The organism is Kitasatospora sp. NPDC028961, assembly GCF_055564815.1.
The window spans coordinates 312,620-336,196 of the sequence record NZ_JBVHVO010000002.1 but is presented as its reverse complement, the minus strand read 5'-3'; the positions used below and the strand labels follow the sequence as shown (position 1 = coordinate 336,196).

21 protein-coding genes are annotated in these 23,577 nt (G+C 74.6%); 11 read left to right on the top strand and 10 right to left on the bottom strand.

The annotated features are described in order from the left end of the window. Positions 1-9 precede the first annotated feature (9 nt). On the top strand, positions 10-588 hold the full coding sequence (locus ACZ4UX_RS05630; protein WP_465705709.1) for a TetR family transcriptional regulator C-terminal domain-containing protein: 579 nt from the start codon (positions 10-12) through the stop codon (positions 586-588). 373 nt (positions 589-961) lie between these two features. Here the strand turns inward: ACZ4UX_RS05630 and ACZ4UX_RS05625 are convergent, their stop codons facing one another. Together ACZ4UX_RS05625 and ACZ4UX_RS05620 are read right to left on the bottom strand one after the other, a co-directional pair. After that, positions 962-1,936, bottom strand: coding sequence for a quinone oxidoreductase family protein (locus tag ACZ4UX_RS05625; protein ID WP_465705708.1), 975 nt, complete (start codon positions 1,934-1,936; stop codon positions 962-964). Between the two features lie 87 nt (positions 1,937-2,023). After that, entirely contained in the window at positions 2,024-3,427 is a 1,404-nt protein-coding gene (locus ACZ4UX_RS05620; RefSeq protein ID WP_465705707.1) for an MFS transporter, read from the bottom strand. A gap of 127 nt (positions 3,428-3,554) precedes the next feature. Between ACZ4UX_RS05620 and ACZ4UX_RS05615 the strand changes: the two genes are divergently transcribed. The 6 genes from ACZ4UX_RS05615 to ACZ4UX_RS05590 all read left to right on the top strand — a co-directional run bounded on the left by ACZ4UX_RS05615 (position 3,555) and on the right by ACZ4UX_RS05590 (position 12,300). After that, complete coding sequence (locus tag ACZ4UX_RS05615; RefSeq protein WP_465705706.1) at positions 3,555-3,950, top strand: ArsR/SmtB family transcription factor; 396 nt, start codon at positions 3,555-3,557, stop codon at positions 3,948-3,950. 1,974 nt (positions 3,951-5,924) lie between these two features. Continuing rightward, a complete protein-coding gene (locus ACZ4UX_RS05610) occupies positions 5,925-7,289 on the top strand; it encodes a fatty acid desaturase (RefSeq protein WP_465705705.1) in 1,365 nt (454 codons plus the stop codon). A gap of 95 nt (positions 7,290-7,384) precedes the next feature. Continuing rightward, positions 7,385-7,870, top strand: a complete 486-nt coding sequence (locus ACZ4UX_RS05605; RefSeq protein WP_329486088.1) for a cobalamin-dependent protein — start codon at positions 7,385-7,387, stop codon at positions 7,868-7,870. Positions 7,871-7,875: 5 nt separating this feature from the next. Further along, positions 7,876-9,312 carry a methylaspartate mutase gene (locus ACZ4UX_RS05600; protein WP_465705704.1) on the top strand — a complete coding sequence of 479 codons (1,437 nt, stop codon included), beginning with the start codon at positions 7,876-7,878 and terminating at the stop codon, positions 9,310-9,312. Beyond that, positions 9,309-11,249 (top strand): FAD/NAD(P)-binding protein, encoded by a 1,941-nt coding sequence (locus tag ACZ4UX_RS05595; RefSeq protein ID WP_465705703.1) that lies wholly within the window; start codon positions 9,309-9,311, stop codon positions 11,247-11,249. The genes ACZ4UX_RS05600 and ACZ4UX_RS05595 overlap by 4 nt, the downstream gene beginning before the upstream one ends. A 49-nt stretch (positions 11,250-11,298) precedes the next feature. After that, positions 11,299-12,300 (top strand): methyltransferase, encoded by a 1,002-nt coding sequence (locus ACZ4UX_RS05590; RefSeq protein ID WP_465705702.1) that lies wholly within the window; start codon positions 11,299-11,301, stop codon positions 12,298-12,300. 137 nt (positions 12,301-12,437) lie between these two features. Here the strand turns inward: ACZ4UX_RS05590 and ACZ4UX_RS05585 are convergent, their stop codons facing one another. Further along, the gene (locus tag ACZ4UX_RS05585) at positions 12,438-12,971 is read right to left on the bottom strand and encodes a winged helix-turn-helix transcriptional regulator (protein ID WP_329486093.1); all 534 of its coding nucleotides are present in this window, start codon (positions 12,969-12,971) and stop codon (positions 12,438-12,440) included. Between the two features lie 120 nt (positions 12,972-13,091). On the opposite strand from ACZ4UX_RS05585, the gene ACZ4UX_RS05580 reads away from it, so the two are divergent. Together ACZ4UX_RS05580 and ACZ4UX_RS05575 are read left to right on the top strand one after the other, a co-directional pair. Next, the gene (locus ACZ4UX_RS05580; RefSeq protein WP_465705701.1) at positions 13,092-14,576 is read left to right on the top strand and encodes an MFS transporter; all 1,485 of its coding nucleotides are present in this window, start codon (positions 13,092-13,094) and stop codon (positions 14,574-14,576) included. After that, on the top strand, positions 14,569-14,994 hold the full coding sequence (locus tag ACZ4UX_RS05575; RefSeq protein WP_465705700.1) for a DUF427 domain-containing protein: 426 nt from the start codon (positions 14,569-14,571) through the stop codon (positions 14,992-14,994). The genes ACZ4UX_RS05580 and ACZ4UX_RS05575 overlap by 8 nt, the downstream gene beginning before the upstream one ends. Before the next feature lie 140 nt (positions 14,995-15,134). Here ACZ4UX_RS05575 and ACZ4UX_RS05570 read toward each other — a convergent pair whose 3' ends face one another. From ACZ4UX_RS05570 to ACZ4UX_RS05560, 3 genes are all read right to left on the bottom strand, one after another. After that, positions 15,135-15,962, bottom strand: coding sequence for a class I SAM-dependent methyltransferase (locus ACZ4UX_RS05570; RefSeq protein ID WP_352292938.1), 828 nt, complete (start codon positions 15,960-15,962; stop codon positions 15,135-15,137). A 115-nt stretch (positions 15,963-16,077) separates the two neighbouring features. Beyond that, positions 16,078-16,947 carry a spermidine synthase gene (locus ACZ4UX_RS05565; RefSeq protein WP_465705699.1) on the bottom strand — a complete coding sequence of 290 codons (870 nt, stop codon included), beginning with the start codon at positions 16,945-16,947 and terminating at the stop codon, positions 16,078-16,080. Continuing rightward, the gene (locus ACZ4UX_RS05560) at positions 16,944-17,900 is read right to left on the bottom strand and encodes an alpha/beta hydrolase (RefSeq protein ID WP_352292934.1); all 957 of its coding nucleotides are present in this window, start codon (positions 17,898-17,900) and stop codon (positions 16,944-16,946) included. Before ACZ4UX_RS05560 ends, ACZ4UX_RS05565 begins: the two co-directional genes overlap by 4 nt. A 268-nt stretch (positions 17,901-18,168) precedes the next feature. Between ACZ4UX_RS05560 and ACZ4UX_RS05555 the strand changes: the two genes are divergently transcribed. Beyond that, a complete protein-coding gene (locus ACZ4UX_RS05555) occupies positions 18,169-19,590 on the top strand; it encodes a selenium-binding protein SBP56-related protein (RefSeq protein WP_465705698.1) in 1,422 nt (473 codons plus the stop codon). Positions 19,591-19,605: 15 nt separating this feature from the next. Here the strand turns inward: ACZ4UX_RS05555 and ACZ4UX_RS05550 are convergent, their stop codons facing one another. The 4 genes from ACZ4UX_RS05550 to ACZ4UX_RS05535 form a co-directional block, all read right to left on the bottom strand. Beyond that, positions 19,606-19,794 (bottom strand): hypothetical protein, encoded by a 189-nt coding sequence (locus ACZ4UX_RS05550; protein WP_465705697.1) that lies wholly within the window; start codon positions 19,792-19,794, stop codon positions 19,606-19,608. 315 nt (positions 19,795-20,109) lie between these two features. Beyond that, positions 20,110-20,547, bottom strand: coding sequence for a DUF6114 domain-containing protein (locus ACZ4UX_RS05545; protein ID WP_465705696.1), 438 nt, complete (start codon positions 20,545-20,547; stop codon positions 20,110-20,112). A 206-nt stretch (positions 20,548-20,753) separates the two neighbouring features. After that, complete coding sequence (locus ACZ4UX_RS05540) at positions 20,754-21,401, bottom strand: DUF6230 family protein (protein WP_352292928.1); 648 nt, start codon at positions 21,399-21,401, stop codon at positions 20,754-20,756. A gap of 138 nt (positions 21,402-21,539) precedes the next feature. Continuing rightward, a complete protein-coding gene (locus ACZ4UX_RS05535) occupies positions 21,540-22,367 on the bottom strand; it encodes a TetR/AcrR family transcriptional regulator (protein ID WP_465705695.1) in 828 nt (275 codons plus the stop codon). Positions 22,368-22,784: 417 nt separating this feature from the next. On the opposite strand from ACZ4UX_RS05535, the gene ACZ4UX_RS05530 reads away from it, so the two are divergent. Further along, positions 22,785-23,456, top strand: coding sequence for a Tat pathway signal sequence domain protein (locus ACZ4UX_RS05530; protein ID WP_465705694.1), 672 nt, complete (start codon positions 22,785-22,787; stop codon positions 23,454-23,456). Positions 23,457-23,577 lie beyond the last annotated feature (121 nt).

The following is a 23,577-nucleotide window of genomic DNA, read 5'->3' as shown; positions in this document are numbered from 1 at the left end:
CTGAGCGGCATGACGAAGAAGGAGGCGCTGACCCGCGCCGCGGCCGAACTCCTCTGGGAACGCGGGTACACCGGCACCAGTCCGGCCAAGGTCCTGGAGCGCGCGCAGGCCGGGCAGGGCAGCATGTACCACCACTTCTCCGGCAAGGCGGAGCTGGCGCTGGCGGCCATGGCGCGGATGAGCGAGGAGCTCCGCACCCGGGCCGAGACCGCGCTGGGCGGCGAGGGCGGGGCCGTCGACCGGGTCAACGCGTTCCTCGACCTCGAACGCGACCCGCTGGCGGGCTGCCGCATGGGGCGACTGACCCAGGACTACGACATCGTCACCGACGAGCGCCTGCGCGCCCCGCTGGCCGAGTTCTTCGGCTGGCTCGACGAACGGCTGACCTCGGTGCTCGCCGAGGGGGTGCGCACGGGCGAGTTGCGGCCCGGCACCGACCCGGCGGCGACGGCCTCGCTGGTCATGGCGGCCGTGCAGGGCGGGTACGTCCTGGCCCGGGCCCAGCAGCAGCCCGCCGCCTTCGACCGGACGGTCGAGGGGCTCCGGCGGGTCCTGGCCGACCTCCGGGCCCACTCGGACGGGAACTGACGACGAGGGTGCGCACCGCGGCACGCACCCGGCCGCCCGCCCCGCCGGCAGGCCCTACCGGACGCGGCCTGACGGCACACTCGTGGCAGCCAGGGGCGTAGCCTGCCGGGATTCCTGCGGCTGAGCCGTCGGTGGGGCGGTGACCTGGCCGGCTCCGGCGCTCCTCCCGGCCTGCGGTCCGCGCTCCCGGGCCGAAGGGGCGATCCGCACCATGCGGGGGGACCGGGAAAGCTGCGGCGGGTGACCGGAACAGCAGGCCACTGAGCACGGCGGGGACCTCGTGACGACTCCCCACCGCCTCGGCCGCCGACTCCGTACCGTGGCCGGCGGGCGCCCCGGGGAGCCGGTGACGGGGGCGCCCGCACAGCGGCGGTCAGGCGGTGGGGAGCAGGAGGAGTTTGCCGGTGGTGTGGCCGGACTGGAGGGCGGTGTGGGCCGCGGCGGCATCGGCGAGGGGGTGCCGTGCGGCGATGGTGAGGGTGAGGCGGCCCTCGCGCAGCCAGTCGAAGACCTCGGCCGCGCGGGCGCGCAGTTCGGTGGGGTCGGTGGCGTGGTCGACCAGGGTGGGGCGGGTCAGGAAGACGGAGCCGTGGCCGGCGAGGGACTGGGGGTCGAGGGCGGGGGCGGGGCCCGAGGCGGCACCGGCCAGGACGAAGGTGGCGCGGCGCGCCAGGCAGGTCAGGCCGGCGCCGAAGGTGTCGCGGCCGATGCCGTCGAAGACGACGTCCACCCCGCGGCCGCCGGTCAGCTCGCGCGCCCGGGCGGCGAACTCCTGCTGGGTGCGGACGATCACCTCCTCGGCACCGGCCGCGGTGGCGGCAGCTGCCTTGTCCGGGCTGGAGACCGTGCCGATCACCCGGACCCCGGCGGCGGCGAGCAGGCGCGTCAGGTGGGAACCCAGGCCGCCGGCGGCGGAGTGGACCAGCGCGGTGGCGCCCTTGCGGGCGGGCCAGGTGCTGGTGGTCAGGTAGTGGGCGGTGAGGCCCTGGAGGAGGACGGCAGCGGCATCGGTGTCGGGGATGTCGTCGGGCACCGGCACGGTGGCGTCGGCCCGCACGACGACGAGTTCGGCGTAGCTGGCGGGGGCGGCCCACCAGGCGACGCGGTCGCCGACGGCGGGTGAGGTGACGCCGGGGCCGGTGGCGACGACGGTGCCGGCGCCCTCGCAGCCGGGGGTGAAGGGGACGGTCGCGCCGGTACGCCCCTCGCGTTCGTAGACGTCCTTGAAGTTGACGCCGATGGCGCCGGTACGGACCAGGACCTCGCCGGAGCCCGGCACCGGGTCGGGGAGGTCGACGGGGGTGAGGGCCTCGGGGCCGCCGGGCTGGTGGACCACCACTGCACGCATGGGTGTTCGTTCTCCTCGGATCGTCGGTCGGGGTGGGAGGGGGAAGGCCGGGGGGCCGGAAGGCCGGGAGGCCGGAGCTGCTCGGCGTCAGCGCACGCTGCGGTGCACCGCCCAGCTGACGGCCACGAAGCCGGCCGCGACCAGCGCCAGGCAGATGCGCAGGCCGCCGGCGCCGGTGCCGGCCAGGACCGGGCCGAACAGGGCGATCGCGACCGCTCCACCGATCTGGCGGAAGGCGTTGAGGGAGCCGGAGGCGAGCCCGGAACGGTCGGGGGGCAGGGCCCGCAGCGCCAGGGTGGGCAGCGAGGGGCCCATCAGGCCGGCGCCGAGCCCGAGCAGGCAGCTGCCGGCCGTGAACAGCCACCAGTCGGGGGTGGCGGCCAGCGGCAGCAGGGTGAGGGCGCCGACGGCGGCGGTGGCCGCGCCCATGATCAGCAGGGCCCGCACCCCGGTGCGCTGGACGGCGCGGGCCAGGACGAAGGAGGCCAGGCTCCAGCAGAGCGCGAAGGGGACGAAGGCGAGGCCGGCCCCGAGCGCGTCCCGCCCCCAATGGCGTTGCAGGTGCAGGGAGATGGCGAACTGAGCGCCGTAGGCACCGAACTGGTAGAGCGCGCCGACGGTGAGGGCGGGGGTGAAGCCGGGGCGGCGGAAGGCGTCCAGGGGCAGGACGGGGTGGGCGGCGCGGCGTTCGGCGACGACGAAGGCGACGGCGGCGGCAAGGGTGACGGTGGCCAGGACCAGGGTCAGCGGCGCGCTCCAGCCCAGCGCTCCGGCCTGGACCAGGGTGCCGATGCCGGAGCCGACCAGGGCCGCGGTGGCGAGCTGGCCCGGCACGTCCAGCCGGACGGCGCGCACCGGCGAGGGGGCGACCTTGCGCCCGCAGACCACGGCTGCGGCCAGTCCGATCGGGACGTTGACCAGGAAGATCGCCCGCCAGCCGACGCCCGCGGTCAGCGCACCACCCGCCACCGGACCGGCCACCAGGGCCAACGAGCTGACACCGCCCCAGATGGTGAAGGCCCGGGCACGGGCGGCACTTTCGGGGTACATGTGCGCGATGACCGCCAGGGAGGCGGGCAGCAGGCCGCCCGCGGCCACGCCCTGGACGGCGCGGGCGGCGATCAGGGCCCCGATGCCGGGGGCGGCCGCGCAGGCGGCCGAGGCGGCGACGAAGAGCAGCAGGCTGACCTGGAACAGGCGGCGGGCACCGAGCTTGTCGGCGAGGGCGCCGCCGCCGAGCAGACAGGCGGCCATGGCGACGGTGTAGGCGTTGACCGTCCACTCCAACGCGGCCAGGGAGCCGCCGAGTTCGGCGCTGAGGTCGGGCAGGGCGACGTTGAGCGCGCTCCCGTCCAGCAGGACCATGAAGAAGCCGAGGCAGACCGAGCCGAGGGCGCCCGCGCCGGGCCCGGAGGTGCCGGCCGGCCCGCCGGCGCCGGGGCGGCGGCGCGGGAGCAGGGTGCGCCCGGGGGTCTCGATGGCCTCGCTCATCGGGCGGCCCTCCTTCGGATGGGAAGTCGTCGGTCCTGGTCCGCGAGAGGCGTTCGCGGTCTATAGTGTTCGATGGAGGTCGATCACCATGAATGAAAGTCGTAGCCGTGACGGTTCGTCAAGTGCGATGACTCCGGCGGGTGACAGCCTCTCCCGGCGGGCGCGCGGCCTGGAGCACACGGACCCGGCGGAGGTGACGCTGCACGAGGTGCTGCAGGTGCTCGCCGATCCGGTGCGGCGCACGATCGTGCGCGAGCTGGCCGGCAGCGCGGACTGGAGTCGCGCCTGCGGCACGTTCGAACTGGGCGTCAGCAAGGCCACCCGCAGTCACCACTTCACGGTGTTGCGCCAGAGCGGCCTGGTCGAGCAGCGCGACGCCGGCGCCCGGCGCTACAACCGGCTGCGCCGAGCCGAGTTCGACGCGCGCTTCCCCGGCCTGCTCGCCCTCGTCCTGACGGAGGACACGACCGGCACCAGCAGACCCTCCGACGACGCCGACTGCGCTCCGGGCATTGCCAGTTGACAAACCCTGTCATAGCTTTGTCGCAAACAACGGACGCGCGGGGACGGCCGCGGGCCGCACCGGCCACCCCTCGCGGGGTACGCCAGGGGGGCGGGCCTGGGCCGTTCCAGGTCGCCGGAGCCCGACCGCCGGCCGCGGGACTTCCCCGCGGTCGCCCTCGGGGCCGCGCCACGCGAGATCGAGACCCTTCGGCGAACGGAGCCGGAATGCGAGTGGCGAACGCGTCCGACAGCACCGGCATCGAGGGTCCCTCCTCTCGGGGGCGATCGGCGCACCGGGACGGCGGCGGTGGCGGAGCGGTGACGGTGGCGGAAGCGGTGGGGACGACCGAGCGGTGACGGAACGGCGGCAGTAGCGGTGACGGTGACGGTGACGGAGCGGGAACGGCGGTGACATGGTGACGACAGTGGAGCAGCCGACGACGGGCCGGCGACCGAGGCGCTTCCGCCCGGAGCGGCGCGCCGAGCAGACCCGGCCGGCCGTCGGCCAGGTGTCGCCCGACCACCGCTCGCGCCTGGAGACGGACAACCCCCGCCGCTCGCCGTGGACACTCGGCCGGCTCGCCGCCGGCCCGGCCGTACCACCGGCCGAGCGCAGGGCCGACCGGGCACGGGCCGGTTCCGCGCGGACGCAGGCCGCCACCGCACGGACCGGGCCGCCCGGGGAGCCCCGGGCGATGGTGCGCACGCCCGGACGCCCGTCGGCGGGAGTCGGGAGCCGACAGGAGGCCCGGCAGGCACCCGCGGCCCAGCGGTCGCAGGTCTCGACGACGTGGGCGGCGGTCGGGACGGGGATCGGGGCGACGGACGGACCGCACTGCCGAGCCGTCGAACAGTCACGAGAACTGCCTTCCGGCGCCGATTACTTGGCACCCGTGCCGACGACTCCGACACACCGGGCGGGCGCGGGGGTGCGGGGCCGGCAGGGGCGCACCGCGAAGACCGACCGGCCGGCGGGCCGGGCTCTGGACAGCCTGGCCACCCCGAACAGCCATGACGAGCCGGCGGGTCGGACGCGACCGAGGACGGCAGGAGGCACGCTGCGACGGCACAGCGGGTGCGCCGTGCGGTCCGGCGCGCCGACCGCCGAGGCGCCGCAGGCGGTCGGCCCGGTGCGCGGTACCGGCCGGCGGGCGGTGCCGCTGCCCCTGCGGTCCGGGTCGTGCCGGCTGGACGGTGACCACGAACGCGCGCCGTCCTTCGTCGAGGAGGCGCGCAACAGGGACCTGCCGACCCTTCATGACCACTGGTGCGCGCAGATGTCGTGCAGCCGCCGTCTGCGGCCGGGTGCGCAGGCGCGGGGCCGGGCATGGTCGCGGACGGTGCGGTCGGAGAGCGCTGGGTTCGCGAGGTGTCTGGATCTGGTGACCGGCACACGGAAGGCGCCGGCCGCGGCCGTGGATCCGGTTCGACCACAGGGCTGTCGCATGGTCTGCACTGTGAGTTCCTTCCCCCTATGGAAACCCCCAGGTGGGGGCACCTTGCGTACCACCAGGCATCAGAATGGACCCCGTCGCGTTCCCTCGGCCGCCGGCGGAGTCACTCCCTGATTGCCAGTCAGGTTCGTTCACCAGTTCTGGCGAGCGTAACCCATTCGCGTTCGCACTGGCCAGAGCTGACGGGATGTCACTCGCCACTCGGATGCCGCTTGACTTGATCCGAGAGCCGTGGTTAGCGTAAAGCCGCACTGACCGCAGGCGACATGACAAGGTTGCGCCACTATGGCGCCGCGCCGCCCGCCGCCCGCCGCCTGGGACGTCCACCCTCGGGCCGCCCCCGCGTTCCTCCCGGTTCATCCGGCCCTACCGGCCGTGGGCCGGGCATTTCCTCGCGCCATCCCGTTGTCCAGACCTGTGTGCTGTTCGAACAGCGGTTTCACGACCATCGCCGTGCCCCGCTCCGCCATGCCCGTGCGCACCACGGGGTGGAGCGGGCGAAGCGTCATGCCGCCGCCCGGCAGAAAGGCACGCCCGCCATGAGACCTGGCAACACCGCGTCGCACTCTCCGACGACGCGCCACACCGACTCCGACGACGCGTCGCAGACCACCACCGCACCACTGAGCACCACCGCACCGCGCACCATCGCCGCACCGCAGGGCGCCGCCGCACCGCGCACCACCGCCGCGGCGAAGGCGGCCGCCGCAGCACGCCCGGCCGGCGACGAGACGGCCGCCGACCCGGTGCGCGAGAGCATGCGGCGCCTGCCCGGCCCGCTCCAGTTGCCGCTCACCTTCCTGACCGGGCGCCCACTGGCTGGCCAACGCCCGGTGGCCCTGTCACCCGGCTTCCACCTGGCCACCGCCTCGCTGTCCGTGCTGGCCGGCGCCGCGGTCTCGGCCACCGGCTTCGTCCTGGGCACCTGGTTCCTGCTCCTGCTGCTTCCCGGCTGGGCGATGACCCTGCACGGCCAGCGGAACCTGCGGATGATGATCTACCACCAGTGCTCGCACCGGAACATGTTCGGACACCGCCGGCTGGACACCGTCATCGGCAACGTCATCTCAGCCCTCCTGGTGATCCAGAACTTCGAGCGCTACAGCCGCGAACATGTCGCCGACCACCATGCCGTGCACCACATGACGTTGCGCGACCCCACCGTCCAGGCCTTCCTCATCAGCCTCGACCTGCACCCGGGCATGACCCGGCGCCGGATGTGGCGCAGGGTGCTGCTCAAGGCCGTCTCGCCCCGGTTCCACCTGGCCTTCGCGATCTCCCGGATGCGCTCCTTCTGGCACAACAGCGCCGCCGCCGAGAAGGCCGTCGCCGTCGCCCTGTACGGCGGCGGCGGGGTCGCGGCCGTGCTGCTGGGGGCCTGGCCGGCCGTGCTGGTGGTCTGGTTCGTGCCGGTCGGCGTGCTCTACCAGATCAGCAACACGCTGCGGCTGTGCGTGAAGCACACCTTCCCCGCGCCCGGAACCACGGTGCGCCGCGGCCGCGAGTACTTCGGGAGCCTGACCAACGCGATCTTCATCGGTGAGGCGGCGCCCGCCCCCGGCCTGCCCGCCGCCACCGCCGCGCTGCGCTGGCTGCGCTGGAGCGGCCGGATGGCGCTGGTGCACTTCCCGACCCGCTACCTGGTGTTGACGGGCGACACCGTCGTCCACGACTACCACCACCGCTACCCCGCCAGCCGGCAGTGGCACGACTACATCTTCGCCCGCCAGCAGGACCTCGTCGACGGCCACCGCAACTGGCCGGCCTACACGGCCGAGTGGGGCCTGGTCGCCGCGATCAACCGGGTCTTCGACTCGCTCTCGGCGGCCGACCCGGAGGAGTTCGACGTCGCCCGCATCCGCTCGGTCAGCAAGCGCGAGCTGTTCGCCGCCTTCGACGACTGACCGGGCGCCCGCACCCGACGACCGCCAGGCCCTCGGGCGCTCCGCCCCACACACCACCCCGTACCCGCCCGCACTCCACGGATAGGCGGTTCCCCATGCCCACGCCCATGCCCCTGCCCACCCGTCCGACCGGCGCCCCCGAACGCGGCGGCCGCCTGGTGATCCTCGGCGTCGCGGCCAGCGACAGCCACGCCGTCGCCAACCACCTGATCGCCCACGCCCTGCGCGCCGACGGCTTCACCGTCGTCAACCTCGGCACCTGCACCCCGGTCGACGAGTTCGCCGACGCGTGCGAGCGCCACCCGCAGGCCGAGGCCGTCCTCATCGGCAGCCTCAACGGGCAGATCCACGAGGACCTGCACGGCCTCGCCGAGGCCAAGCGCTCCGGCCGCATCCACTGCCCGGTCGTGGTCGGCGGCAACCTCTCGGTCGGCAGCGTCAAGGACGAGTCCTCCGTCACCCGCCTCTACGACCTGGGCGTCGACCGCGTGCTCGCCAGCGCCGCCGACCTCGTCCCCACCCTCGACGCCCTGCACGCCCCCACCGCGTCCGACCGCGTCCCGGCCGCCGCCGCCCGGTGACTCCCGTGCCCACCGCCCCCGCGCCGCCCACCCTGGAGGAGTCGGCGGCCTACATCACCCAGCTCGGCAAGCCCACCGCCGCCGAGGTGCTGGCCCGCGCCCGGACCAGCGGACGCACCGCCCTGCAGCCGCGCTGCGGGGTCGGCGGGCACCGCGAAATGGCCGTCCTGCTCAAGGAGCTGGAGACCGAAGGCCGCCCCGACCTGCTCACCCTCACCATCGACTCGCACACCCGGCTGCGCCGCTTCGAGCACGCCGCCCGGGCCCTGCGCACCGACCACCGCACCCTCAACGGCTATCCGCTGGTCACCCACGGCTGGCAGCGCGGACGGGAGCTGAACGAACTGGTCGCCGTCCCGCTGGAGATCCGGCACGGCTCCCCCGACCCGCGCGAGCTCTTCGCCACCGCCGTGGCCTGCGGCATCACCTCCTTCGAGGGCGGCGGCATCTCCTACAACCTGCCCTACTCCAAGGACGTGCCCCTCGCCGACTCGCTGGCCGCCTGGACCGAGGTCGACCAGCTCTGCGGCGAACTCGCGCACCTGGGCGTGGTCATGGACCGGGAGCTGTTCGGCACCCTCACCGCGGTCCTGATCCCACCGTCCATCAGCCTGGCCATCAGCGTGCTGGAGGCCGTCGCCGCGGCCGCGGCGGGCGTGCGGTGCATCAGCGTCTCCTACCCGCAGAGCGGCCACCTCGCCCAGGACATCGCCGCCCTGCGCGCCGTGCCCGTCCTGGCCGCCCGCTACCTGCCCGCCGGCCTCGACGTCCACGCCGTGCTCCACGAGTTCATGGGCGTCTTCCCCCGCCGGCGCCACCACGCCGACGACCTCATCTTCTACGGCGCCATCACCGCCCGCCTGGGCGGCGCCTCCAAGCTCATCACCAAGACCTACCAGGAGGCCCACGGCATCCCCGACGCCGCCGCCAACGCCGCCGGGCTGCGCCTGGCCGCCGTCGCCCGCTCCCCCCTGCTCGACTTCATCACCGTCGACGAGGGCGCCGTCGACGAGGAACTGGAGTGGATCCTGCGCGAGACCGCCGAGATCGTGGAACCCGTCCTGGCCGCCCCGCGGTTGGACAGCGCGATCGTCACCGCCTTCGCCGCCGGCCGCCTCGACATCCCCTTCAGCGCCAGCCGCCACGCCCGCTCCGAGGTCATCCCGCGCCGCGACCGCGACGGCGCCGTGCGCTACCACTCCCCCGGCCGCCTGCCGCTCTCCCGCGCCAGCACCGAACGCAACCGCCGGCTGCTCGACGGCCCCGCCCGCCCCGGCGCCGGCACCACCGAGCTGCCCGGCTCGGAGCTCTTCCAGGCCCTGCGCCGCGACATCGACTACTTCCCCCTGCTGTTCGGCGAACTCCCCCAGGACGCCGCCGCCCCGGGCGGCTCCGCCGCCGACAGCGCCACCTCCACCCCGGGAAAGGAACCCGCCCTGTGACCACCAGCCAAGCCATCCTCCGTGTCGGGATCGTGGGCGCCGGACCGCGCGGCGTCGTCGCCCTGGAGCGGCTGTGCGCCAACGCCGCGCTGGTGGCGCCCACGGTCCCCGTCGAGGTCCACCTCGTCGACCCGTACCCCGCCGGCGGCGGCCGCGTCTGGCGACGCGACCAGGACCGCTCCCTGCTGATGAACACCGTCGCCTCCGACGTCACCGTCTTCACCGACGAGTCCGTCCCCTGCGAGGGCCCCATCCTGCCCGGCCCCACCCAGTACCAGTTCGCCCGCCTGGTCGCCGAGGGCCGCGTCACCGACGTCACCGACGCCGAACGCCAGGAGGCCTCCGGCATGCTGCCCTGGTCCTACGGCAGCCGCGCCTTCAACGGCGCCTACCTGCGCTGGGCCCTGCAGGAGATCATCCGCACCGCCCCCGCCCAGGTCACCGTCCACGTCCACGCCACCCGCGCCACCGCCGTCGACGACACCGACCGCGGCACCCAACTCCTGTACCTGGACGGCGAGGAGCAGCCCCTGGAGTGCGACGCCGTCGTCCTCGCCCAGGGCCACTTCGACGTCGCCCCGACCAAGGGCCAGCAGGACTTGAAGGACTTCGCCGACCGCCACGGCCTGCTCTACCGCGAACCCCTCAGCCCCGCCGAATGCGACCTCGACGCCATCCCGGCCGGCCGGCCCCTGGTGCTACGCGGCCTGGGTCTCAGCTTCTACGACTACGTCACCCTCTTCACCCAGGGCCGCGGCGGACGCTTCGAGCGCGACGGGGACGGCGTGCTGCACTACCACCCGTCCGGCCGCGAACCGCTGCTGTACGCCGGCTCGGGGCGCGGCGTGCCCTACCTCGCCCGCGCCGAGGTGCACCTGGAGGTCGTCCCCCGCTACCAGCCGCGCTTCCTCACCGTCGAGGTCATCACCCGCCTGCGCCGCGCCGCCGGCCGGGGCGAACTGGACTTCCGCGCCGACCTGTGGCCCTACATCGCCAAGGAGGTCGGCTACGTCTACTACCGCAGCCGCCTCGCCGACGCGCCCGAGGCCGAGCGCGAGGGCTTCCTGGCCGCCTACGCCGAACTGGACTGGGACACCCCCGCCATGCGGCAGCTGATCACCGACCGGTTCGAGGACCCCGACCAGCACTGGGACTGGGACCAGGTCGACCGCCCCAGCCTGGAGCGCCGCTTCGCCGACCGCGACGCCTACCGGGACTGGATCACCGGCCGCCTGGGCTGGGACCTCGAACAGTCCGCCCTGGGCCCGGCCCGCAGCCCCTTCAAGGCCACCGCCGCCATCATGCGCGACCTGCGGGACGAGATCCGCCAGGTGATATCCCACCAGGGCCTGCGCGGCGGCTCCTACCGCGACCACGTGGACCGCTGGTTCAGCGGGCTCAACAACTACATCGCCAGCGGCCCCCCCACCGCCCGCGTCGAGGAGCTCGACGCCCTCGTGCGCGCCGGAACCGTCCACCTGGTCGGCCCGCGCATGAAGGTCGAGGCCGACGAGGCCACCGGGCGATTCCTCGTCTCCTCCCCCTTCGTCGACGAGGCTCCGCTGGCCACCGAGGCCCTCCTGGAGGCCCACCTCGCCCTCACCGACGTGCGCCGCGCCACCGACCCGCTGCTGCGCCGCCTGATGGAGACCGGCGGGGCCCGCCCCCACGTCATCCCCGACGCGCAGGGCGAGCCCTACACCACCGGCGGCCTCGACGTCGCCGAGGTCTCCTTCCGCCTGCTCGACTCCGAGGGCACCGCCCACCGGGGCCGCTTCTCCTACGGCCCCCCGGTCGAGTCCGTCCAGTGGGTCACCGCCATCGGCGCCCGGCCCCACGTCGGTTCCCGCACCCTCATCCAGGGCGACGCCATCGCCCGCGGCTGCCTGCACACCGGCGTGGAGAACCTGCGCCGCCGTGCTCTCGCCCTCGCCTGACCCCACGTCCCTCCGGCCCCCTTACCCCGATCGCAGGAGAGTCCCCACGATGACCGACACCGCCGCCCGCCGCATGATGGACCTGCTCATCGGCCCCTGGGCCACCCAGGCCGTGCACACCGCCGCCACCCTGGGCCTGGCCGACCTCCTGGCCGCCGAGCCCGCCACCGCCGCCGAACTCGCCGAGCGCACCGCCACCCACCAGCCCTCGCTGACCCGGCTGCTGCGCTTCCTCGTCGAGCTCGACGTGCTGGCCACCGACGCCGACGGCCGCTACCGGACCACCGACCTGGGCCGCACCCTGCGCACCGAGGAGCACGGCTCCATGCGCGACCTCGCCCTGCTCTACGGCGACGAGTTCTACGCCGGCTGGGGCCAGTTGCTGCACACCGTGCGCACCGGCGAGAACGCCTTCGAACACGTCCACGGCGCCGCCATGTACCCCTACTTCGCCCGCACCCCCGAGCTCACCGCCCGCTTCGACCGGGCGATGGCCGCCAGTTCTTCCTTCTTCGAGCCCGTCCCCGCCCTCTACGACTTCTCCCGCGCCCGTACCGTCGTCGACATAGCCGGCGGCAACGGCGCCCTGCTCACCACCGTGCTGCGCGCCCACCCCGCCCTGTCCGGCGTCCTGTTCGACACCGCGCACGTCATCGAAGCCGCCCGCACGGAGCTCGCCGACTCCCCCGACGCCGATCGCATCGGCTTCGAGAGCGGCGACTACTACGAGAAGGTCCCCGCCGGCAGTGACGTCTACCTGCTCTCGCGCGTCCTGCACGGACGCGACGACGAGGCGTGCGTCCGGGTGCTGGAGCGCATCCGCGAGGCCGTCACCGCCGACGGCGCCCTGTTGATCATCGAGCGCGTCATCCCCGAGGACGGCACCCCGTCGCTGGCCGCCTGGTTCGACGTCCACATGCTCGCCATCGCCGGCGGCTTCGAGCGCAGCACCGCGGAGTACTCCGGCCTGCTGGAGCGGGCCGGCTTCACCCTCGCGGCGGTCCACGACCTGCCGCTGGACAGCCGGCTGCTGGTCGCCGAGCCGCGCTGACCCTGTACCGCGGACCCCGGACCTCGCCGTTGCCACCCTGCCGGGCCGCGCGGGCGCGGCCGGCGCCGGACGGACCCGCCTGCCCAGCCCTCCGGGGCCGGGCGGGCGGGCGTTCGCGCGTGCGCCGGGCCGGCGGGTCAGTCCGCGTCGGGCGACACCAGCGTCAACAGCCGGTGCGGCTTGGCCAGCGCGCGCGAGACCGGGTCCTGGCGCAGCCGGGCCTGTGCGCTCGGGCCCGGCTGCATCGTGATGTGCTCGGGAGCGACCACCCCGCCGCACACCGGGCAGGCGCCCAGCGGGTCGAGCCGCGTCCCGCAGGCCGCGTGGCTGAAGACCGTGCGCGGCCCGCCGCTGGAGGCGTTGCGCTCCCCCCACTGCGCCAGCCCGTAGATCGGCTGCCACAGCTCGCGCCCGGCCGCCGTCAGGACGTAGCCGTAGCGCACCGGGGAGCTCTGGTAGGGCTCCTTGTGCAGCACGCCCGCGGCCACCAGGGCCTGCAGACGGCTGGTGAGGACCGCACGCGGGATGTCGAGGTGAGCGAGGAAGTCGTTGAAGCGGTGGACCCCGTAGAAGGCGTCGCGGACGATCAGCAGACTCCAGCGCTCACCCACCACCTCCAGCGCCCGGGCGAGCGAGCAGTCCTGCTGTGCGTAATCGGTTCCGAGCGCCATGCGGGCCAGTCTAGCCGAAGGTTCCTTCACCGAACCCGGCGTGATAGATTCAGTTGAGTTCAATGAACAGACCTTAGATCGGACCCTCTCCCACCTCCCATCGCAGCGAGGACCACCCCGATGACGCCCAGCCCGCCGCCCCAGGGCCGCCGCCCGGCCCTCACCCTCTCGATCGCCGCCTTCGGCACCCTCCTCGTCCTCGTCGACTACACCTCCCCGCTCACCACCCTGTCGCCCACCGCCGCCGACCTCGGCCTCGGCTCCTCCGCCCAGACCTGGGTGCTCACCGGCACCCTGGTCGGCCTGGCCGCCCTGCTCCTCACGATGGGCAGTGCCGCCGACGACTACGGCCGCAAGCGGGTCTTCGGCGCCGGCGCGGTGCTGCTCCTGATCTCCACCGCCGTCTCCGCGGCCGCCACCGGCCCGACCGTGTTCCTGATCGGCCGCGTCCTCCAGGGCTGTGCCGCGGCGGCCGTCCTCGCCCCCACCCTCGGCCTGATCGGCCACGTCTACCCGGTCGGCCCCGGCCGGGTGCGGGCGCTCGGCATGTGGGGCGCCTCGGTGGGCCTGGGCATCGCCGTCGGCCCGGTCTACGCGGCGCTGCTGGAGCGCGCCGGCGGCTGGCGCTCGGTGTACTGGGTACTCTCGGTGCTGTCCGCCCTGCTGATCGCGCTCACCGCGTACGGCTTGCAGGAGTCCCGCAACGACCGGCCCCGCAAGCTCGACCTGCTGGGCGTCGCCACCCTCGGCGCCGGTGCCTCCTGCCTCATCGCCGGCCTCGCCGAGGGCCGGCACGGCTGGGGCCGCACCCCCGTCCTGCTCCTGCTCGGCCTCGGCGTGCTGCTGCTCGTGCTGTTCGTCGTGGTCGAGGCCAGGATCGCCGAACCGATGCTCGACCTCGCGCTGTTCCGCAGCCCCGGCTTCATCGCCTCCAGCGGCGGCGCGCTGTTCACCGGCCTGGCCATCGTCGGCCTGATGAGCTACCTGCCGATGGCCCTCCAGAAGTCCGCCGGGGAGACCCCCCTGGTGGCCTCCCTGGTCCTCGCGATCTGGTCCGGCCTGTCCGTCGTCTCCGCCCTCCAGGCCCGCCGCCTCGCCAACCGGATGTCCGCCACCACCCAGGTCGCCGCCTCCCTGCTGCTGTGCGGCATCGGCGAGGCCGCCCTCTACGGCATGACCCCCGACGGCTCCTGGACGCACTTCGCCCCCGGCCTGGTGCTCGCCGGCGTCGGCAGCGGCGTCCTCAACGCGGCCCTCGCCCGGCTGGCCGTCAGCAGCGTGCCCGCCGACCGGGCGGCCATGGGTTCGGGCGCCAACAACACCGCCCGCTACCTGGGTTCGGCCCTCGGCGTCGCCATCACGCTGACCGTCGCCGGCCAGGCCACCGACGACCGCGGGCCGCGCTACGCGATGGCCGCGGGGACCGACCACGCCGTCCTGGTCGCCGCGGTGCTGTGCGCGGTCGGGGCGGGCGTGGCCCTGTGGGCGCGCTTCGCCGAAGCCCGCACCCCCGCCGCCGCACCGCCACCCGGCGGCACCGCGGGCGGCGCGGGCGCGGCGGGCGCGGCGGGCACCGTCCAGAGCCCGGCGGTGTCCCGTGGCTGACCAGCGCTCCGACCACGGCACCCGGCCCGGCGCCGCCCCGGACCTCTCCGCCGCCGGCTCCGTGCACCACATCAACGCCGGCATCCTGGTGGAGCCCGGACGCGGCCGGATCGTCGTGCGCGCCGGTGACACCGTGCTCGCCGACAGCCAGCGGCCGATCGTGGTCCTGGAGGGCCGCTACCCCGTCCGCTACTACATCCCGCCCGAGGACGTGCGCCGCGAACTGCTCGCCCCCTCCTGGGAGAGCACCTACTGCCCCTACAAGGGCAACGCCGTGCACTTCGCGCTCGCCTCCCACGGCGAGGGCGGCTCCATCGCCTGGTCCTACCCCGTCCCGCTGAGCGGCATGGAGGCCCTGACCGGGCTGATCGCCTTCTACCAGGAACGCGTCGACATCGACGTCGAGCCCTCCGACTGACCCCCGGGTCACCCCCGACGCCGTCAGGCCCGCCCCACCCGGGGGCGGGCCTGACGGCGTCTCACACCGGCGACGGCGCTCGGCCAAGGCGCCGGGCTGGTGCCGAGGCCCCCTCCTGATCCACCGGGGGATGCCGCCGGCTACGGCTGCCCGGCGAAGTCCAGGACGGTGACCGAGGGGCGGTGGGTGGCCAGCGGGGGGACGGTGAGGGCGAGCGGGAGGAGGACCCCGAGCAGGCCTCGGGCGCCGACCGGCCGGACGTCGCGCACCGCGGCCACCGCCGGACTCGCGGTGCGCAGCCCGCCCCGCTCGCGGGCGTCCATCGCCCACGGCATCGGGGGCGGCTCGTAGTCGTGGGAGCGCATCCTCCCGGTCAGGGTGAGCCGGCTGAACCAGCGCGGTACGGCGTCCAGCACCAGCGAGCCGCCGGGGAAGCGTTCGGCGCAGCCCGCGATCAGGGCCTTCACCCGGGGCGGCGGGAGGTACATCAGCAGGCCCTGGGTGGTGATCAGGACCGCCTGGTCGCGGTCCACCTCCTCGGTCCAGCCCAGCTCGGTGGCGTCGGCGGCCAGGTAGCGCTGGCGCGGGCCGGGCGGGAGCAGTTGCTCGCGCAGGGCCACCGACTCGGGCAGGTCCACGGTGAGCCACCGGGCCCGCCCGTTGTCGACCCGCCAGTACTGGGTCTCCAGCCCTTCGCCCAGGCAGACCACGGTGCCGCGCGGCTCCCGGGCCAGGAAGTCGGCGACCTCGCGGTCGAAGCAGGCCGCCCGGAGCGCCTGGAGCTGGGCGGACAGGGCGCTGGCGCCGAAGCGCTCGGCGAAGGGGAAGTCGATCCGCTCGACCAGCTCGACGGCCTTCGGGTCGTCGAGGACGGTGTCCGGCCGCCGGGCCTCCACCGCCCGGTGCCAGAGCGTCCACAGGGCCGTCTCCGGCACTTCCCCCAGCTCGGGCCGCTCGCCGCTGCTCATCACGCGCTCCCTCGGACTCTCGGACGTGCTCCTGGCTCGGACCCGCCGATTCTGACATCGCGGGGCGTGAACCAGGGCGCGCGGCGCTCCGGCGCGCCGGGCCCGCGGCAGCCCGTCAGCCGACGCTGAAGGCGCCGTCCGGGGGCGGCGGGGAGTCCGTCGCCGCGGCGTCGGTGACCGCCGCCGTGCGGCCGGTGAAGGCGGCCAGGTCGGCGCCCTCGGTGAGCCGGGCGGGGAAGATGTCCGCGGCGAGACGGCGCGAGAGGTCGGCCACCGGGAGCGGACCGGTGGAGCCGGCCAGCAGGATGTTGCCGTAGCGGCGGCCGCGCAGCACCGGCGCCTCGGCGATCAGGCAGACCTCCGGGAAGACGGCGCGCACCGTCGCCGCCTGGGCGCGGGCGAAGGCGAGCGGCGGGCCGTCCGCGAGGTTGGCGGCGTAGCAGCCGCCGGGGCGCAGCGCGGCGGCCGCCAGCCGGAGGAACTCCACCGAGGTGAGGTGCGCCGGGGTGCGCGACCCGTGGAAGACGTCGGCGACGACGAGGTCCAGCGAGCCGGCCGGGACGGCCGCCAGGGCCGCCCGCGCGTCGCCGACCGTCGTCGTGATGTCCGCCCCCGGGCCCTGCCACGGCAGGTGCTCCTCGACGAGTGCGAGCAGCGGGCCGTCGACCTCGGCCACCCGCTGGCGCGAGCCGGGGCGGGTGGCGGCGAGGTAGCGGGGCAGGGTGAGGGCGCCGCCGCCCAGGTGGAGCGCGTCGACCGGCCGCCCGGCGGGGGCGAGGGCGTCGACCAGGTGGCCGATCCGCCGGGTGTACTCGAACTCCAGGTGGGTCGGGTCGCCGAGGTCGACGTAGGACTGCGGGGTGCCGTCGAGGGTCAGCAGCCAGCCGCCGTCGCGGTCGATGTCGGGCATGAGCTTGGCGTACCCGAGGTCGGTCGGCCGCCCGACCGGGACCGGCTCCTCCTCGTGCGGGCCCGGCGGGTTCATCCGGACGCCGGCAGGTAGGCGCCGAGCCAGCGGTCGAGCTCGGTGAAGACCTGGGTGCGGGCGGACTCGCCGGACAGCACGAGGTCGTGCATGCCGTCCTCGATCCGGACGATCGTGACGTGCCGGCCCAGGCGCGGGCCCTGGGCGGCGATGTCGTCGGCCCGCAGCACGGCGTCGGCGTGGTGCAGCCTGGCCTGCCAGGTGGTGGTGGCGATCGAGGCGGTGGAGGCCATCAGCAGCACGGGGACGTCGATGCCGAGCCCGCGCCGGACGCGGCGCTGGCCGCGGTCGATGGCGGCCAGCCAGCCGGCGTAGAGCGGGAAGCCCTCGGCGGGCTTGAGGCCCAGGTCGAAGTCCCATTCGCCGCGGTGGTCGCGGTGCAGGCTGTGCACGTAGTGCGGGTTGAGCGTGGAGGGCAGCTTGCGGGTGGCGGCGAGGCGGCCGAGGGCCTGCACGGCGGGGCCGCCGAGGGTGCGGACGGCCGGGGCGGCGGGCATCGAGAGGAACGGGCTGTTGAGGAAGAGTCCGTCGACCACGCCCCGCCCGGCGCGGCGCCCGGCCCACAGGGCGGTCACCAGGCCGCCGGTGGAGTGGCCGTTGACCAGCAGTTCGCGGTGCCCGTCGGTCTCCCGGACGACCCGCACCGCGGCGTCGAGTTCCTCGTCGTAGGCGGCGAGGTCGCGGACGAAGTTCGGCGACTGGTGCGGGCGCAGCGAGCGGCCGTACTTGCGCAGGTCGAGGGCGTAGAAGGAGAAGCCGCGCTCGACGAAGTGGTCGGCGAGGTGGGTCTGGAAGAAGTAGTCCACGTACCCGTGGACGTAGAGCACCGCGCGGTCGCTGCCCGGGACGAGCCGGCGTACCAGGGTGGCGCTGACGGCGCCCTCCTCGTCGGGGGCGAGCGGCAGCTCGACCGCCTCGTAGGGGGCACCCAGGATGTCTTCTCGGAACTCCATGTCCGCCGTACCCGTTCTCTGCTCCGCCTGCCGTGGCAGGACCGCCCATCCGGAGCACCGACGATACCGGCCGGTAGCCCCGCCCTGCCCGGCGGGCGCCGCCCACGGGCGCGGCGAAAGGTCCGGCGGACCGCGCCGGCGGGCCTCGCGGCGGGGCCGGACCGGGCCGCTCCGCCCCCCGTGCGCCTGCTGTGCGCCCGCGGTTCTGTGGCACGCTGCCCGGGCCACTGTCACCTTCCTTGCCCACGAGGCGAGTTGAGGAGCGAACATGCCGCACGGAGACCATCCGCAGCCGGGCCACCACGATCCCTCCCTCTACCGAACAGCGGCGGAGGCGATCGCCGCACCGCCGGAGCGGCTGGCCTACGTCGCCGGATTCGACCGGTCGGCGCAGCGGCCGGACGCGCTGATCACCGTGGACACCGATCCGGCCTCGCCGAGCTACGGCCGGGTGCTGAACTTCGCCGAGCTGCCGGGGCTCGGTGACGAGCTGCACCACTTCGGCTGGAACGCCTGCTCCAGCGCGCTCGCGCACGCCTGCCACCGGAACCCGGAGCGGCGCTACCTGCTGCTGCCCGGGCTGCGCTCCTCCCGGCTGCACGTGATGGACACCCGGCCGGACCCGGTGCGGCCGCGGCTGGTGAAGACCGTCCCGGCCGAGGAGCTGGCGGCCAGAGCGGGGTACTCCCGCCCGCACACGCTGCACTGCGGGCCGGACGGCGTCTTCCTGTCCTGCCTCGGCAGCGGGGACGGCGCCGACGGGCCGGGCGGGGTGGCGCTGCTCGACCACACCACCTTCGACGTCCTGCGGGCCTGGGAGACGGAGCGCGGACCGCAGCACTTCGCCTACGACGTCTGGTGGCACCTGGGGACCAACGTGGGCGTCACCAGCGAGTGGGGCACGCCGTGGATGGTCGAGGACGGCGTGGTGCCGGAGCTGCTGCTGGGCCGCAAGTACGGGCACGCGCTGCACTTCTGGGAGCTCGACTCGGGGCGGCACCTGCAGCGGGTCGACCTCGGCGACCAGTACCAGATGGTGCTGGAGCTGCGGCCGGCGCACGACCCGCAGGCGGAGTGGGGCTTCGTCGGCGTGGTGGCCAACGTCGAGGACCTCTCCTCCTCGGTCTGGCTCTGGCACCGGGAGGGGGCGGCCTTCACCGCGCGCAAGGTGATCGAGATACCGGCCGAGCCGGCGAAGCCGGAGGACCTGCCGCCGGCGCTGCAACCGTTCGGCGCGGTGCCGCCGCTGGTGACGGACCTCAACCTGTCGGTGGACGACCGCTGGTTGTACGTATCCGCCTGGGGCACCGGGGAGTTGTTCCAGTTCGACGTCTCGGACCCGTTCCACCCGCGCCCGGCGGGCTCGGTGCGGCTCGGCGGGGTGGCCGCGCGGACGCCGCACCCGGCCGAGCCCGGCCGGCCGCTGAGCGGTGGCCCGCAGATGGTCGAGATCAGCCGGGACGGCCGACGGCTCTACCTCACCAACTCGCTGTACGGCGCCTGGGACGACCAGTTCTACCCGGACGGCATCGAGCCCTGGATCATCAAGCTGGACGCGGACACCGAGGCGGGCGGACTCAGCGTCGACCCGCACTTCTACCCGCACGGCGCGGAGTTCGGCGGTCTGCGGGTGCACCAGACCCACCTGGCGGGCGGCGACGCCTCCTCGGACTCGTACTGCTTCCGCTGAGGTCGGGGCCGGGGCTCAGCGCCGCCCCTGGAGCGGGCCATGGCGGTCGCGGGCGGGCGGCGGACCGGTGGCGACCGGCCGCGGGTCGCGTAGGTCCTCCCCGGGCAGCGGCGTGCCGAGCCGCAGTGCGTCGCCGACGGCGGTGTGCTCGACCAGGGCCTCGCCGACGCCGCCCGGACCACTGCGGCGCACCTCGAACGCCACCTCGTTGTCCGCTTCCCCCGGACGGGCAGCCCCTCGCGTACTGCCGCCGGCTGTGCGGCAGCCGCGGGTGTTCCACGGTGCCGTACTGGCCGGCCCGGGCCCACCGGTTTCGTCGGGCCCCCGTGTTCAGGACTCCCGACCCCGCCGTCCGCACCAGGGGCGGCACCCTGACGGGCGCGGGGGGGGGGGCCCCCCCGGTCCCCCCCCCCCCCCCCCAAAAAAACCCCCCCCCCCACCCCCCCCCCCCCCCCCCCCCCCCCCCCTTCTCCCCCCCCCCCCCCCCCCCCCCCCCCCCCCCCCCGTCGCCGGCCCGGCTCAGGCTCCGGCCGGGCCGGCCGCTTCGCCCCCGGTCGCGCGGCGCAGCCGGCGCCGGCGCGGGGGCTGGTCGGGCAGCCACCCGAAGGTCAGGCAGGCGCCCACCACTCCGAGGATCATGCCGATCAGGAAGCCCCCCAGGTTGGAGGTGACCCAGCTGGCCAGCGAGCTGATCACCGCGAGCACGGAGTAGAACAGCCGCTGGGCCGGGTTGAACAGGATCAGCACGCCGCAGATCGCCATCACGGCCGGTACCAGGTAGCCGGCCATCCCCTGCATCCCGATGTGCAGGATGACCGGCAGCGGTGCCTTCAGCGTGAAGAGGACCTCGGCGCCGCCCAGCAGCACCAGCAGACCGCCCCAGAACGGCCGCCGGCCCCGCCAGGCGCGCCAGCCACGCCCGGTGTGCGCCGGCCCGGCGGGATCGGCGGACGCCACGGGCGTCGACGGCGGTGCGGGCGCGGCGGCCACCGTGCTCGCGGCAGCGTCGGAAGCAGCGGAACCACCTGGAGCACTTGGAGCACCTGAAGCAGCGGAGCCACCGGCGGCACCGGACACCCCGGCGCCGACGGCCGCCCCGCCCTCCGCGGCATCGGCGCCCCGCCCGGCCGGGCCGGCGCCGTCGGGTACAGGATCGGTCACCGTCAGCAGCCCTCCGAGCTGAAGCTCAGCCGCAGGTGGGGGAGCTTGAACGCACCCGCGGTGGTGGCGTAGTTGTGCTGCCGCAGGTTGTTGATGGTGACGGTGTCGGCCTGTTGCCCGAACACGCCCGGCAGGCCCTGGACGCCCGCCTTGGTGTAGGTGCTGGCGTCCCCGCCGATCTCGATGTTCTTGAAGGACGCGTCACCGGAGAGCATGTCCGAGTCGGTGGTCAGGTCGGTGGCGGTGACGGGGGTGCCGTCGTCGCCGGCCTTGATCAGCAGATTGATGCCGCCGAGGTCGACGCTCTGGCAGAGCTTGGTGAGCTGGGCCTGCTTGATCGCCGAGACGGCGACCAGGACCTGCCCGCCGGTGTCACCCTCGTTGGGGCTGCCCTCGATCATGTGGTCCAGGCTGCCGAACTGTTCGAAGCCGACGCCCTCCAGGCTGTCCGCCGTGACGGTGAACGGCATGCCGGAGATGGCGAACTGGGCGGCGAGGACGCCCTGTGCGGTGAGGGTCATCAGGACGGCGCCGGCGACGACGGCCGGTACGGCCATCAGGGCGGTGCGCCGGAGGCGGACCCGCCCTCTCGACTCGGCGGGCGCGTCGGTGCTTTCGGGCGTGGGGGCGGCGTCATCGGACGTGGCCATGTGTGCTCCCTAGGGTGGTGGGATGTGCAGGCACTGGCACGTTGTCCTGGCGCGGACAGCGTTCTGCGGTCCGGCCGGGTGGGCCGCCCCTCGGCAGCGGGGCGGGCCCGGTCGGACCGCAGATGGATTACTGGGAAGCTACTGCTCAGTAGACGGCGGGTCAATACGGGTGCACGAAGGATCATCGTCCGCGACCGAAGGGCCCGCTTCCAGGGCCGGTTCCGAAGCCGGGACGGGAGCCAAGGCAGGCGCCGGCACCAGGTCCTGAGCCGCGGCCAGCCGCCGGGCGGCCTCCTCCGGACCGAGGAAGGGCGCCAGGCAGAACAGGCTCAACATCGGCAGTTCGGACGGGAGTTCGCCGGTCCGGCCGGCGTCGACACAGCGGTAGAGGGTGCTGTAGACGCCACCGACCACCGCGTCCACCAGCGGCTGGACCTCGACGCCGCACGGCAGTGGGGGCACCTCGGCGAAGAACGCCCGGAACCGGGTGAGCAGTTGCTCGCGCTCACGGCGGCCGGCCGGGCCGACCGACTCCACCTCGATCACCGCCATGGTGGCGAAGGCGGGGACGCGGGCCAGCAGGTCGAGCATCGCGCGCAGGGCGTCGTGGATCCCGGCGCACCAGTTCGGGGCCGCCGCGAAGGCCGCCGCCATCCGCCGGATCACCACGCCGGTGCCGTGCCGGTGGGTGGCCAGGAAGGCGTCCTCCTTGCCACTGAACAGCTCGTAGAAGACCGGCCTGGTCACCCCGGCCGCGCGGCAGATGTCGCTCACCGTCGCCCGCTGGTAGCCGTGCTCGGCCACGGTGTGGACCAGCCCGTCGAGCAGGCGTTCCCGCTGGGTGGCGGCGACCACGCCGGGGGGCAGCCGGCTCGGGCCGCGCTTGATCGACCGCGCCGGGTCACGGCCGGTCCGCGCCCCGGGCAGCAGCAGTGCCTCGGCACCGTGAACGGCATCCAGGTCCATCGCCAACTCCTGTGCTCAGTATTGACATTGACGCAAGGGCTGGTTTACAACACTCGCAGGTTTCCAATCGAACGGCGCTGAGCCGACGGAAACCTCCACGCGTTCCGACTGTTCAGTATGGCGAACGCATGCCCGGCGGTGGCAGCCGTCGACGTGCACCACTCAGGCACCTCATCGCACGGCCCGCGCCGCCGCGATCCCCCGCACCACCGCACCTCCCGCACCTCCCGCACCTCCTCGCCGGACGGCGGGGCCCGTGGCGCCGGGCCCGCCGACGGCACCGGACGCGTGTCCGCAGGTTCTCAGCACCCCCACTCCGCTCCACCCTGCCGCGTGCACCGCGGCAGATCCCGCCGCGCGATCCCAGCGCGAATCCGCGGGCTCCCCCACCCAGCTCGTACGGAGAGAGGCACCCTCATGCGCATCAGCCGCACCCTCGGCGCCGCGGCCCTGGCCGCCGTCGCCCTGGCGACCGCAGCCGTCACCCCGGCCCAGGCCGCCGGTTCAGCCGTGCTGACCCACACCTCCGTCGGCGGCCCCGCCGTCGCCGTCGGCGACGTCCTGACCGCCAACCTGGTCCCCGGCAGCTACGCCACCTTCTACTCCAGTGCCACCGGCACGAGCGGCATCAAGTGCGCCGTCTCCGCCTTCTCCGCCACGGTGACCAGCAACCCGGCGGCCCCGGGCGTGGCCACCGAGAGCCTCAACAGCCACACCTTCAGTTCCTGCACCGCGAACGTCATCGGTGTCACCGGCGTCAAGAGCATCACGGTCAACAACCTGCCGTACACCAACTCGGTCAGCGACGCGGCCGGCAACCCCGTGACGCTCAGCCCGACGGCGGCCGGTCCGCTCCAGACCACGGTCGTGCTGAACACCATCCTCGGTGCCACCACCTGCGTCTACCGCGCGCCCGGCAGCATCTCCGGCACCACCGACAACACCGGTCAGACCATCGGGTTCGCCTCCCAGGCGTTCGCCAAGGTGTCCGGCCCGAGCACCTGCTTCGCCACCGGCTACTTCACCGCCACCTACGGGCCGGTGATCGACAGCTCGGTCGCGGGCAACCCGCACGTCTACATCAACTGACCCTCTGCGCACAGCAGTAGGCGGGAAGCGACGGGGAGGGGGGGGGGGGGGGGGGGGGGGGGGGGGGGAGGGAGGGCGTCCCCCCCCCACCCCCCCCCCCCCCCACCCCACTGCCTACCCC

Excerpts from the sequence above, each read along its gene's own strand:
- ACZ4UX_RS05590 (WP_465705702.1), top strand. The coding sequence starts at position 11,299 with ATGACCGACACCGCCGCCCGCCGCATGATGGACCTGCTCATCGGCCCC.
- ACZ4UX_RS05565 (WP_465705699.1), bottom strand. The coding sequence starts at position 16,947 with ATGAACCCGCCGGGCCCGCACGAGGAGGAGCCGGTCCCGGTCGGGCGG.
- ACZ4UX_RS05610 (WP_465705705.1), top strand. The coding sequence starts at position 5,925 with ATGAGACCTGGCAACACCGCGTCGCACTCTCCGACGACGCGCCACACC.
- ACZ4UX_RS05580 (WP_465705701.1), top strand. The coding sequence starts at position 13,092 with ATGACGCCCAGCCCGCCGCCCCAGGGCCGCCGCCCGGCCCTCACCCTC.
- ACZ4UX_RS05615 (WP_465705706.1), top strand. The coding sequence starts at position 3,555 with ATGACTCCGGCGGGTGACAGCCTCTCCCGGCGGGCGCGCGGCCTGGAG.
- ACZ4UX_RS05570 (WP_352292938.1), bottom strand. The coding sequence starts at position 15,962 with ATGAGCAGCGGCGAGCGGCCCGAGCTGGGGGAAGTGCCGGAGACGGCC.
- ACZ4UX_RS05625 (WP_465705708.1), bottom strand. The coding sequence starts at position 1,936 with ATGCGTGCAGTGGTGGTCCACCAGCCCGGCGGCCCCGAGGCCCTCACC.
- ACZ4UX_RS05560 (WP_352292934.1), bottom strand. The coding sequence starts at position 17,900 with ATGGAGTTCCGAGAAGACATCCTGGGTGCCCCCTACGAGGCGGTCGAG.
- ACZ4UX_RS05605 (WP_329486088.1), top strand. The coding sequence starts at position 7,385 with ATGCCCACGCCCATGCCCCTGCCCACCCGTCCGACCGGCGCCCCCGAA.
- ACZ4UX_RS05630 (WP_465705709.1), top strand. The coding sequence starts at position 10 with ATGACGAAGAAGGAGGCGCTGACCCGCGCCGCGGCCGAACTCCTCTGG.
- ACZ4UX_RS05585 (WP_329486093.1), bottom strand. The coding sequence starts at position 12,971 with ATGGCGCTCGGAACCGATTACGCACAGCAGGACTGCTCGCTCGCCCGG.
- ACZ4UX_RS05620 (WP_465705707.1), bottom strand. The coding sequence starts at position 3,427 with ATGAGCGAGGCCATCGAGACCCCCGGGCGCACCCTGCTCCCGCGCCGC.
- ACZ4UX_RS05540 (WP_352292928.1), bottom strand. The coding sequence starts at position 21,401 with ATGGCCACGTCCGATGACGCCGCCCCCACGCCCGAAAGCACCGACGCG.
- ACZ4UX_RS05555 (WP_465705698.1), top strand. The coding sequence starts at position 18,169 with ATGCCGCACGGAGACCATCCGCAGCCGGGCCACCACGATCCCTCCCTC.
- ACZ4UX_RS05535 (WP_465705695.1), bottom strand. The coding sequence starts at position 22,367 with ATGGACCTGGATGCCGTTCACGGTGCCGAGGCACTGCTGCTGCCCGGG.
- ACZ4UX_RS05530 (WP_465705694.1), top strand. The coding sequence starts at position 22,785 with ATGCGCATCAGCCGCACCCTCGGCGCCGCGGCCCTGGCCGCCGTCGCC.